An 11,565-nucleotide genomic window follows, 5' to 3' on the forward strand; every position below is an offset into this window, starting at 1 on the left:
GGAACCATTCAGGCAGGGCTCAGTTCATGGTACCGGGAAAGTATTCTTTTTTCCCGGGGATATACACGGCAGCAGAATATTCCTCGATAAAATCCGCATCAACAAGAAGATCAATGTACACCATCTTTTTTGCAACGGTTTCGGCATCATTGCGCCGGTTCATCGAGATGAGCAGTAAGAGAGCGCCGGAGAGAGAACCGTTCCCGAGTGTGTGATACTCAGCAGCTGGAAAATCCGGGATAATGCCAAAACGGACAATCTTTTCCTTATCGGAATACGCACCAAACGCCCCGGCCAGGTAGACATGCCGTATATCCTGAACACGAACCCGGTATTTCTTTAACAATACGCCGATAGAGCCGCACGCTGCTGCCTTGGAATCGATAAGGTACGCCATATCCTGGCGTGTTATGACAATATCCCGGCCGGTGGCTGTCTTCCCGTTTCCCACAAGCACATACTCAGGACCGTCCGGCCCCTTCCGGACACCGGGTTTTCCTTCCACGAATTTACCGGTAAAATCAAGGATACCGGCAGTGACCATTGCCGCAGCCGCATCGATGATCCCGGAACCGCATATTCCCCGCGGCAGTTCCTGATCAATCGTTGTCCAGGTGACAACGGATGTTTCGGGATCGATTGCAACATGATCAATAGCTCCCCGCATGGCCCGCATTCCCGAGGAAATCCCGGCGCCTTCAAATGCCGGCCCGGAGGCGCACGAGACCGAAGAAGACCACTCAGCATTGCCAAGAACAACTTCGCCGTTCGTGCCAAGATCGATGAGGAGCGAGAGTTCCTCCGAGCGGTACATTCCCGAGGCAACAACATCGCCAACCGCATCGCCGCCAACAAACCGGCTCACGTTCGGGAGACAGAACACCCAGGACTCCGGGTTGACCGCGAGTCCGAGCGTGCCTGCCCGGACTATAACCGGTTTACGGGAGATCTCCATGTTCGCGATCTCGAGAGGGGCGGTGTCCTGGCCGAGGAAGAGGTGGTGCATGACCGTATTGCCGGCAATACAGACATCATAGATGGAATGGCTGGAGATCCCCGCGGTTGTTGCAAGCATCCCGATCACTTCGTTGATACTCTCCACGGCAGCAGCCTGGAGTTTCTTTTTCCCGTCATGTTTTTTTGCATACGCGATACGGGTGAGGAGCTCTTCGCCAAACGTGATCTGCCGGTTCATGGCGGAAGCCTGACCGCAGGTTTTTCCGGTCGTGAGATCCACGAGGATCCCAACAACCGTGGTTGTCCCGAGATCAAGGGCAAGACCAAAGATCTCCCGGGTCGTATCGCCGGGCTCGACTGAAAGAACTTCGGGATACCGGTTTGTCCTTGTGATGGTGACCGTGACAGTATCCTTTGCTGACGTGAGCAGGTGGTTCTGGTGCCTTGTCATGTGGGGGCGGGAACCGCTGTACCCGCCAAGTTTCAGCGAGCGGTTACCATAGGAAGAGTGATGGGAATCTTCGACAACAAGCAGGTGTTTTGTCACGGCAGGGAAAAAAACATTTCCGGTTTCTGTATGATTCACGAGAATCTTCGGTGCATCGATCCGGCTCTCGACTGGAATGACAAACTCGCTGTTGCCAAGCACGTGTGTCTGGCAGGCCCGGCAGTAGTTCCGGGCGATCTCGTCAGGAGTAAGACCCTTGAGGCTCTCAACCGTACCAATATCGGATGAACCGTTCAGGAAGATGACCCGGCATTTGTTGCATTCCCCTTTTCCCCCGCAGATACTCTCGAACTGGATTCCTGCCTTCCGTATTGCTTCGAGCACGGTTGCACCGGAGGGTACGCTGACAATCCGGTTTACCGGGTGGAATACAACACTGACGTTTTCTGCCATACCGTGACTCCTGGGACTGGGGGACATTTATTCAGGCATCCCGGATTCCCGCCAGACCCTGAAAGACCGGGGTTTTGGGGTGCCGGTAATCAGGCCGGTTCCGGGGGCCAGCGTTCCCGGAGGAACTGGGGGATGCCGGACGAGTCTTTTGGCCCCACCAGGATCTGCCACCCGGTCGCTTCCTCGGCTTCACCGCTCAGCCGGGCTGCAAGGCCCGGGATGATCAGGGTTGTGTGGCTGACAAGGGCCGGGACATTGTACGTCTTTAAGGCATGTGCTATGGAATCGGCCGTGAAGTAACGGCCTGCAACCGCACTCTCAACACTCAGGCCACCGGTATCGACAACAACGAGATAACAGTCGAGATTGGCGGCCTTGATGTCCGACTCTACCGTAAAGAACGTGAGCGCGTAATTGGTGGTGATGAGCACCGGGGATTCCGGATTCGGCCTGCCGAAAGTCTTTACCCCGGATTCAACAGACACGGGCTTCCGCGGGTCGGTATAGATATTGAACCGCCAGATGAGCTGGGGCAGGAGCACCCAGCCATCCATGCTGTGCATGATGAGCAGGTCGGCATACCGCGAGAGGAGCATGGAAGCCGTGATGGCTTCCCGCCACTTGAGGACATCGTCGGAGATCTCCTCGCCGGTCCAGACCGTGAGCGGAACTCCCAGCAGAGGGTACCCGAACAGGTCATCAAAATTCCTGCAGGCCCCGGCCCGGATAGCGGTGAAACTGGTTATCGTGTCCGAGAGCCCTTCTTCGGCAAACGTGCCCGGGTCAAGCACGAGATCGGTTACGCCATATTCCCGCAGAGTTTTTACAAGCGAGCGGAGAAGACCGAGATCGCCCGGCGCAAAGACCACGAGGGGGGCATTGTAAGTGAGCGAGAGCTCGGCCATCTCTTTCCACGTGCTCTCGGTTGCGGCATAGATAAGGGGACGCCGGTCTCCTGCTTCCAGGAGTCCTGCTTCCATGACTTCGGGATCCAGGGCGCAGAGGATCAGGGGATAGTGGCTTATCCCGGCAATTTTCCGGACCGCGGACCGGAATGTCTTAGGATCGTTGGAACAGGAGCGGACGGCAATTGCATTCAGCACCAGTTTTCTGCCGATATAGTTGTAGGAGAACTCTTCGATATGGCGGACACGTTCCAGCAGCTCCTCTTCCGGCATGAGGTCGTGGACATCGAGCGCAATCGGCGTAGGGTTATGATAGGTAAACTCATGGCGCTGGAGCACATATTTCCCGCCAATCGTCATCCGGTATTCCCCGGTGCCAATCTCCACTGCCCGGACCGGTGGTGCGAGAAGGGTTGAGAGAGTATCGTATGATTTGCTGTTCCCGTCTGTGAGGATCGGGGGACAGTCGTTCAGCACCAGTTCCCCGTTGACAAGGCGGGTGGCAAAGGCCATGCAGTTGGCTTCGCCACACTCGCGGCAGTTCGTCTTCGGGAGCGACTTGTACACGTCGATGGGGCTTATCTCCCGTATACTTTTCTTGCGCTTCTGTTCCGGCATGCTTCCCGTACCGCTCATAATCTCACGCTCACCCAGTCCTGTATCCGGTCGGCCCGGGCGCTTCCGGGTTTTTCGAGCCGGTGGATGATGTCCTTGAGGGTCAGAACCGCGGCCGGGTGCATCATCAAGAAGAGATCCATACCGGCAAGGAGAAGGGTCAACGCATTGATAGTCTCCCAGACCGGTCCCCGGAGTTCCCGTGAGCCGTAAATGGAGGGCATCTTCATCCAGGCTTCCCTGGCTGCCCAGGCATTGGTTGCTGCGGATATCACCGGGTGGGCAAGTTCCGAGTCGCCCATCAGTGCGGCATATCGGGCCCGTTCGTGGATGGTGAAGGAATACTCAAGGCCATAGCCAAGGGCGACGGTGGTCAAGTCCATGACGATCTGTTCGGGCGGGATGAACTTGTAGAGCCGGCGGTTGAGTTCCTTGGCATTGTTCAGTTCAAGGCCGGTGAAGGCGAGCAGGACATGCCCGTGATCCTTTGCAGCCGTTGCAACCCGCTCAAGGGTTTTGGATTCGGCCATGTCCAGCGTGACCGAGTTCAAGAGGAGACGCTCCCCCTCGGCCATCTCGGCAACTGCGGTGAAGACCTCTGCATCTTTCCGGGGATCGCCACACCCGCCGACAATAACGGGAACATCTACGGCCTGGAGGATATCCTCGACCGTCTTCACGGCCGATGCGGGCGTTGCGTCCTTGAAGAGGGGATCGGTGCTCATTAAGTGGATGGTGATGACATCGGCCCCGAATTTCTTTACATTCATCTTCGCCCATTCGGCCGGGTCATTCATCACTTCGGAAACGTTCTCCCGGAGTACTTTCGGGAGGGAGACATTCATATCGAAGACATCGAGGGCAATGACCGGGAGATGGGGAGGGAGGTGCAGACCGTCAAAGTATGCCGGGGTTGTTGCACCGCCAATGGTGATGGTCTTTGACCTGCTCCCGCCTTCGGCCCGGGTTGCTCCCAGGGTCACTTCCCGGATCTTGCCGGGATACGAGATTTCAAGGGGTTTGTAAGATTCCCGGTATAACTCTGTTGGTTTTGGAGGAGCGAACGTTGCAATGCCGGCAGAAGAAAGTGCCGGAGCCGGCAGGCTGCCAAAGGCCGGGATGAAGAGTTCAAGGTCGCCGATCTCCATGGTGAAGTTCTCAAGCTCTACCTGATGAACGCCCCTGAGCAGTTCCAGGAGCTGGGGTGCGAGCGCAAGGAGCTTCTCGTTGTCCGTTGTGAGATCAATCCTTTTTTGCGCCATGGGAATCACCTCCCTGGGGGGATTTCGGCCGTATTGGCTGGATGATCACTTTTTCTGCCGTGATCCGGGCATTCTTCAAAATGATCTTATACCCTCCGACATTGAGGGGGATATCACCGGCAGCAAAGAGCGTCTGGCCGCCGGGGATCTCCTGCAATGCTTCGTTCTCCGCTTCCCACCGCAGGGTTACCGGGTGGTGGTGTTCCTCTAAGAATTTTTTGAGCTCGGGAATGGAAGTCGCGTCAATCTCGGTGGCAATGGCGTCGTACACGCCCGCAGGAATGAACTCTTTGAGCCGTTCCTTTGTCTCAAGCGGCATCCAGACAACCCGGTCATACCCCCCGTCGGCGTGCATGAACTTGCCGGATCGCATGTACTCGATCGAGATCCCGTGGAACCCTTCAACCTGGCGCCCGCCGGCCGTAGAGTCTGCCATGGTGGAGAAGGGAAGACCGTTCACGGTCGGGTCGCGGAAACTGCGGAGCACGATCCCAAATCCGTCAGCCTCGGGAATGTAAAACGCGATGCCCTCGAAACAGCCGCAGGAGGTATGGGGATACCCGAACGCAGAATAGAGGTAGACCCGGTTCACTTCGCCCATGGATCGCTTCTTGGCACTTTCGTTCACCCCGCTGTACTCGCCCTTCTCCGCGTCCAGGCATTCACCCTTCTCGATTGCGTAAATCGGGCCGTTCGGGTCGATACCGGCTGCTGCCCGGCCGTCGAACCAGCTGATGGCCCCGCAGTTGGCATACCGCTGAGGGGTGATCACGCAGACATGGGTTGGGGCAAAGGACTGGCAGAGGGCACAGCCATAGAATGAATCGACTTCCTCATCCAAAAGACCCCGGGCCCGGGCATCCCGCGCCTCGTAGGTCTGGAGGGCTTCTGCGTAAAGGGGGCCGATCTTCTCTATGTCGGTGATAAACGAGATCTGGATCTTTTCGATGATGGGCAGCTCGTTCCGGAAGAGCTCGATCATGACCTGGCCGATGAACCGGAACGAGGTGAGGCCTTTGCGGAACGATTTCTTTGAGAGGCGGATCCAGATGTCGTACCGCTGGTTGAGGTGCATGAAGCCCTGGATATAGTTGCAGTACTCGTGGATGTGCCGTTCAACAACGCCTTCAAGATCGGTCTCGATCCGGGCCCCGGCAATTTCCACAACAATACCCAGAGGGTAATGTTTCCCCTCCTCCATATCGCTGATATCCGGGCCCAGGATCCGTATGGCCCCGTCCTCAATCTGCCCCGGTTCGCGGACTCTCACGATCTCGAACTTTTCCGGAATGGACGGGCCGCCAAGCTCGACCTGCATGTCGTTTTTCCGGACACGCTCTCCTTCATGGACAAGGCCGACTTCAACAGGTATACTCTCGAACATGGTATCTCAGTCCCCCAGGTTTGAGACAATTCCCTTCAGGCTCTCGGCCCAGTCCTTTATGGTGCTGTTGGGAAACGACCAGCTCGCGTTGGGCTGGTACAGGCAGTCAAGGGTCATGGTCTTCACGCCCGGTGCAAAATGTTTGAGCCCCGATAAGAGGGTAGACTCCATTGCATAGGGCAGGCCGACGAAGATCGCAAGATCGTAGGGATCTTTGCCATCGAGACCTTTCCACACAGGATCCGTGAGCCGGTTCGAGATATCCACGGCAGGCATAATTGCGGCAGGCTTGAAATCCCTTGAAAGGAATTCCCGGTTGGTGCTTGCGGTAACCACGACCGGTATATTTCCTTTCCGGGCAAGGGCGATGAGACAGTCGATGAGTTTTTTCCCCTCGACATCGTACTCGAGGATGCCGTGGCCCACGATCAGGATCGGGCGTTTTGCCCGCCGGATTATAGCGTCGGCAATCTCCGGCTTGACAATGAGAGAAGCCTTCTTGGGGCCGGGTATCTCTGCGGTCTGCCAGGATTCGTTCATCGGCACGGTAATCACACCCTCTTGTGGATCATGCGGGGCAGGAGCGTTGGGTCGGGAATAGGACGCTCTGTCCAGTTCTGCCCGGCAAGGTGGCGCTCGATCTCGTCCTTCATGGTGAGGGGGATATCTGCACGGGTCCGCACAAAGAGGCTGACATCCGCAGGTATCCCGCCAACCAGCCGTTTGTGGAGATCGATATAGTGGGCCAGCTTGTTGGCCCGGCCCTTGCTTGTGTCATTGGGCCGCATGGTGAGCTTTGCAATCATCACCATTGCCTCCTCTTTTGTCTCGGCTGCAAAGAAGAGGTGTTCGGGCACCGGGCCCACGTACACCTTATCGCCGGTCCGTGCATCGTGCACGTACCAGTCTTCCTCACGGTCAGCTCTCCCGAGCAGCATCCGGCGGTACTTGGTGCCATGCGGGCCAACAACAACGGGAATGCCCAGGCGCCAGAATCCTGCGGCAATCGCCACCGCTTTCTGCGACATCGCACCCCATGCAACCCCGACTGCCCCGACACGGTTGTACACGTAATCGGCAATCTCTTCGTAATTGCCCCGCAGCGGGCGCTTTGCAAAGACGCTCGCAATCTTGATGGCTGCACCGGCAATGTGGGAGTTTGCAACGCAGGAGCCGACATTGACGATTCCCCCGGCCTCAAAGGCACCGGAGTACTGCTCGTACGCAGTCTTTCCTTCCTCATTGCGGAACATGCCGGCAGACATGGCCGAGCAGCCCGAGGTGCAGACAATGTAGCGGCGTTTTGCAAATTCCATGCACATCTCTGCTACTTCACGGGAACCCTTGGGATAGTTGGCACACCCGACAAAGGCCACAACCCCGGGGATCTCCCCAAGAACAATAGGTCCGCCCACTTTCCGGATCTCCACGTCCCGGATAGGACCCCTGCCGGTGCGGAGACAGTACGTGTCTTCCCGGGTCTTTTTGTCGGCAGCAGATACAATGAGGCTGTGGACCGGGATCTTCTGGGCGCAGGCAGGTTCGCAGCGCCCGCACCCGAGACAGTCATCGTAGATCTCGTCCAGGCCGGAGAGGTTGCCACCGGCAGCGGCTTTGATAGCCTGGGGGAGCGGGAGATCGTTGGGACATGCCCTGCGGCAGAGCATGCACTGGGTGCACTTCTTCGCAAACTCAACAAGCTGCTCTTTTGAGGGAATGGTTCCCTTCTTCTTCCGCTTCGGGGAAAGGGCCTGGGCGGTACGGACCGCAACGGCACCCACTTTTTCCGGGTCGAGAATGAGGGCTCCGGTAACGGTCCCGCTCACGAATCCTTCGACAATATCCTCAACGGAATCTTCCGTCCGGTCAACAAGGCCCAGGCAGTTCTTCTCGCTCGTTGCAATGAGCGGGGTATGGATAAGGGCCGCTTCTTCGAGCGTGTCCGTACGGACGCACTGCTCGTCGATGACGATCACATCGGGAACACCGCTCCGGATGTAGCGGAGCTGCCATGATATCGGCCCGATAATTTTTGCCTTCGACGAATACCGCGTCATGTCAATGGCGGTGCAGCAGATGCCGGTCACTTCGATAGCGGACACGAGCCCGTTATCGCGGAGGTAATCGATGATGCTTGCCGCAGGGGGCACATTATGGCCGATGACAAGAATGACCGGTTTTTCCAGGTCAACGGTGCCAAGCCCGAGATCCACGAGAGCAGCTTCCGGGTCTGCCCGGGGAAAGTTCAGGCTGGAGATCTGGGCGATATCCGCAACTTCCATACCAACGTGATCGATCATGCCGGCGTGGAAGATCTTGGACTCGAAATCCAGGTTGTTGCCCTCCTGGCCGGTATGCGTTACCGCGAGGAGCTGGGTTATCTGGCTCTCGCAATAATCCAGGACAGATTCAAGGTCCCCAAGGTTCGTGGGTTTTATCCCGCAGACCAGCCGGGTAATAGGGGCTTCGACCTCGATTCCCACGTCCCCGAAGTTGATGGGATGATCGCGGCCGAACTTTTCCGTCAGGTACGTAAGGAGTTCCCGGGAGTGGCTTGTGTGCGTTGCAGCCCCGATGCAGGCAGAGATGAGCACGGTGCGGGACTGCTGGGCCGGCATCGAGATGCCGCACGCTCCCCGTTTTTTCCCGGTGAGATCGCACTTCCCGTACGTGCAGAGGCAGCAGAGATCGCAGAAGGGCATGTAGAACGGTTTGTACCGGTTCAAAAGTCGCTTGTCCCATGATCGCAGCGTTGTCAAGGAGGGAAACGGCGTTGGTCCCTGTTTTTCTTCCCAGGTATCCCGGAGTACTGATCCGATGGTGATATTGAGATCGCGGAGGTGTGCGCCATCGGTCTTGAGATCCTGTATTCTGATATTCACACCATTCTTACTCATACCGTATACCACCCGGGAGAATTCATCTATACATTGAGGGATCGTTCAAATAAGGTTATCGTAGTTACCATCGCCTGAAAAAAGAGAGGCGCGGCTCTCTTTGCAGTTATTCCGGAAGAACAAAATCCAGCAGTGCAGAAACGGAGCGGCAGGCCACCGAGGAGTCAGGGAGATCCAGCAGGGATTTCCCGGCCAGGACGTGCGCTGCCAGGTCGTCGTCGCGTTCGATCTTACCGATATACGGGAGGCCGGTTTCGGCTGCTGCCCTCTCATGGAGATCGCCCGGGAACGCATATCCCCCGACAACGTAAAACCGCCGGAATGAGATCCCCACTTCCTGGATCACCCGGTGTGCACGCTTGACGTGGGCAAAGGACTTGCTGGACGGGCCCATGACATCGAAGATCAGGTCAACATCATGAGCGATCTTCCGGTTCAGGTGCTCAAGGCCCCCGGGAGAATCGATGAGGATATACCGGTACTGCCGTGTAATCTGGCCGAGCGCATTTTTCAAGGCTGCATCGGGAAGGCAGTAGCATCCTTCAACCCACTTGGTTCCTACCGACAGGAGATCAAAGTCATCCCCCTCATAGAGCCCGTCTTCCCAGATGCGCGTTTCAATCCGTTTGGACGGGGGGATTCCAACAGTCGTTCCCCCACGGGCAATGAAGGTATCCGAGAGCAGTTCGGCAATCGTGGACTTGCCGGCAGATTCGAGATCAACTCCAACCATCTCGGCAAGATTCTGGTCCGGGTCGGCATCAACAAGAAGAATCGGCGTCTGCTTCTTCTTAATAAGATACCGGGCCATCAGGGCAACAAAGCTCGTTTTGCCGGTTCCTCCCCGGCCCATTGTCACAATCGTTTTCATACCAGAAGTTCCTCCCGAATGATCGCACCCGGTATTGAGGGTAGTATCATTTGCGTTCTCCCAGATCCCGGGCAAGATTACAGATTGCCCGGAATGCTGTGGATGCAGTTTCATCAATCGCAGTTCCCGATATACCGGCTTCGGCTACACCGGCATCATAGGGGATCAGCGCGATTACCTCAAGGCCATGCTCCCGGGCGAACTCCCGGATGGCCGTCTCGTGGCGCTCTCCCTCAACACGGTTTCCGACAAGCCCGACGCGGGCGATATCCGACCCGCGGGCAAGCCGGCAGATCGTTGCAGCAACTTCGAGCGATTTCCGGTTCGCATCCGTGACCACGAGCAGGGAATCAACGTGTCGCGTCGTACCCCTGCCGAGATGCTCGATGCCGGCTTCCATGTCAAGGATAACCGCATCGTCCCGCTCCACCACCAGGTGGCGCATCAGGGCCTTTACTACCGAATGGGCCGGGCAGGCGCACCCGCTTCCCATTGCCCTGACCGTCCCCATAACGAGAAGATGGGCCCCCGAGGGTGTGGGGGTGGCGTGGTCCCGTATGATATCGTCCACCGTGAACGTAAGCCGGAATACGCCGGAATAATCGGTACCGGTCTTGAGCCGGATCAGGGCATCGTTTTCTGCAACGGGAGCAATACGGGCCGCCTCTTCACTGGTGAGACCAAGGGACAAGGCCAGATTGGGGGAAGAGTCGGCATCGATAGCAATGACGGGGTGTCCCGATTCAACCAGGCATCGTGCAAGCGACCCGGCAATAAAGGTCTTGCCAACGCCACCCTTCCCGCAGACCGCGATCTTCATTTCCTCTCCGCTTAGTAGACGTTATGCGTCCATGATAAAAGAGTACTGGAACGCGGCAGAAAAAACCGGCTCCCGCCACATTAACAAAAAAAACATTACGGGATTATTTTTTTCTCTTGAAACTTACAATCTTGAGAAAATCTGCAGACGGGCATTTCTTTTTTGCCGCGGTTGCTTCTTCTTGGGAATCAACCGTGCAGTACTCACCCGGTACCTGGTGTTTCGTACACTGGGGAAGCCCGGATTCCTGACCCTTTGTTGGCTGGGAACCGGCGAGGTTCTTGCAGATATAGGAAAAGTCAACCATAGGTATGCTCATCCGTTGTAGGCGGGCTGGGATGATAAAGGGGTGTGGGGGAGTTGGAGGAATCTGCCTGAAATCCTGGTGATGGATTCCTGATTTAGTTGTTTTTCTGGTATTTGCATGGTTTTCCCCCCCATCCCAGAATATTTCCCGAAAAATATGACCGTCATATCCATAGTTTTTTTAGCGATTCTCCTGCCCGGTTGGAGAAAGATAGGTCGCAAAATCCGGGTCCGCCAGAACACCGGGAATGGCCATTGTATGAGGTGGATTTCAGCCGAATTTTGACGAAAGGGGCGAGAATTGAGATTATTTTCCACAGGAAGTGAAAAAGAGGGCTATCCGGGGTTTTCCGACATTGACCGGAGTTCCAATGAGGGAAAAGGGACCCATATAGGGCTTATTTTACCTTAAGGATTTACCCATTCATACCGGGTCATTTTCAAAAACATATACCGTTGTATTTTGGTTTTTTAACGGTTACGAAAAATTGGGTAAAAAAAAGAGTGTAACAGAATATTAGGTAGTGTACACGAAGTGCTGTAAAAGTGAAGATGCCCTGTATCCAACAGTGAATTGCAAACAAAGAGGAACAGGGCATGAATCTAAGAGATATCGTACTAAATTATCTTACCGATAACGAGAAGGG

The 11,565-nt window shown here is 56.2% G+C and carries 9 protein-coding genes; all 9 read right to left on the reverse strand.

What is annotated here, in order from left to right:
• Nucleotides 1-19 precede the first annotated feature (19 nt).
• Nucleotides 20-1,858, reverse strand: a complete 1,839-nt coding sequence (locus tag WC598_RS10610; protein WP_372961468.1) for an ASKHA domain-containing protein — start codon at nucleotides 1,856-1,858, stop codon at nucleotides 20-22.
• Nucleotides 1,859-1,947: 89 nt separating this feature from the next.
• Nucleotides 1,948-3,399, reverse strand: coding sequence for an acetyl-CoA decarbonylase/synthase complex subunit gamma (gene acsC / locus WC598_RS10615; protein WP_372961469.1), 1,452 nt, complete (start codon nucleotides 3,397-3,399; stop codon nucleotides 1,948-1,950).
• Nucleotides 3,396-4,640 carry a CO dehydrogenase/acetyl-CoA synthase subunit delta gene (gene cdhD, locus WC598_RS10620; RefSeq protein ID WP_372961470.1) on the reverse strand — a complete coding sequence of 415 codons (1,245 nt, stop codon included), beginning with the start codon at nucleotides 4,638-4,640 and terminating at the stop codon, nucleotides 3,396-3,398. Before cdhD ends, acsC begins: the two co-directional genes overlap by 4 nt.
• Nucleotides 4,621-6,024 (reverse strand): CO dehydrogenase/CO-methylating acetyl-CoA synthase complex subunit beta, encoded by a 1,404-nt coding sequence (gene cdhC, locus WC598_RS10625; RefSeq protein WP_372961471.1) that lies wholly within the window; start codon nucleotides 6,022-6,024, stop codon nucleotides 4,621-4,623. Before cdhC ends, cdhD begins: the two co-directional genes overlap by 20 nt.
• 6 nt (nucleotides 6,025-6,030) lie before the next feature.
• Nucleotides 6,031-6,564 (reverse strand): CO dehydrogenase/acetyl-CoA synthase complex subunit epsilon, encoded by a 534-nt coding sequence (cdhB, locus tag WC598_RS10630; protein ID WP_372961472.1) that lies wholly within the window; start codon nucleotides 6,562-6,564, stop codon nucleotides 6,031-6,033.
• A gap of 11 nt (nucleotides 6,565-6,575) precedes the next feature.
• Entirely contained in the window at nucleotides 6,576-8,921 is a 2,346-nt protein-coding gene (cdhA, locus tag WC598_RS10635) for a CO dehydrogenase/acetyl-CoA synthase complex subunit alpha (protein WP_372961473.1), read from the reverse strand.
• Nucleotides 8,922-9,027: 106 nt separating this feature from the next.
• Nucleotides 9,028-9,792 carry an AAA family ATPase gene (locus tag WC598_RS10640; RefSeq protein WP_372961474.1) on the reverse strand — a complete coding sequence of 255 codons (765 nt, stop codon included), beginning with the start codon at nucleotides 9,790-9,792 and terminating at the stop codon, nucleotides 9,028-9,030.
• Between the two features lie 46 nt (nucleotides 9,793-9,838).
• Nucleotides 9,839-10,612, reverse strand: coding sequence for an AAA family ATPase (locus WC598_RS10645; protein WP_372961475.1), 774 nt, complete (start codon nucleotides 10,610-10,612; stop codon nucleotides 9,839-9,841).
• Between the two features lie 103 nt (nucleotides 10,613-10,715).
• The gene (locus WC598_RS10650; protein ID WP_372961476.1) at nucleotides 10,716-10,931 is read right to left on the reverse strand and encodes a hypothetical protein; all 216 of its coding nucleotides are present in this window, start codon (nucleotides 10,929-10,931) and stop codon (nucleotides 10,716-10,718) included.
• Between the last annotated feature and the right edge of the window lie 634 nt (nucleotides 10,932-11,565).

This window comes from Methanoregula sp., assembly GCF_041645475.1.
Lineage (GTDB): Archaea > Halobacteriota > Methanomicrobia > Methanomicrobiales > Methanospirillaceae > Methanoregula.

Coding starts and splice junctions, on each gene's coding strand:
- acsC (WP_372961469.1), bottom strand. CDS start 3,399: ATGAGCGGTACGGGAAGCATGCCGGAACAGAAGCGCAAGAAAAGTATA.
- WC598_RS10645 (WP_372961475.1), bottom strand. CDS start 10,612: ATGAAGATCGCGGTCTGCGGGAAGGGTGGCGTTGGCAAGACCTTTATT.
- cdhA (WP_372961473.1), bottom strand. CDS start 8,921: ATGAGTAAGAATGGTGTGAATATCAGAATACAGGATCTCAAGACCGAT.
- WC598_RS10610 (WP_372961468.1), bottom strand. CDS start 1,858: ATGGCAGAAAACGTCAGTGTTGTATTCCACCCGGTAAACCGGATTGTC.
- WC598_RS10640 (WP_372961474.1), bottom strand. CDS start 9,792: ATGAAAACGATTGTGACAATGGGCCGGGGAGGAACCGGCAAAACGAGC.
- cdhD (WP_372961470.1), bottom strand. CDS start 4,640: ATGGCGCAAAAAAGGATTGATCTCACAACGGACAACGAGAAGCTCCTT.
- WC598_RS10650 (WP_372961476.1), bottom strand. CDS start 10,931: ATGAGCATACCTATGGTTGACTTTTCCTATATCTGCAAGAACCTCGCC.
- cdhB (WP_372961472.1), bottom strand. CDS start 6,564: ATGAACGAATCCTGGCAGACCGCAGAGATACCCGGCCCCAAGAAGGCT.
- cdhC (WP_372961471.1), bottom strand. CDS start 6,024: ATGTTCGAGAGTATACCTGTTGAAGTCGGCCTTGTCCATGAAGGAGAG.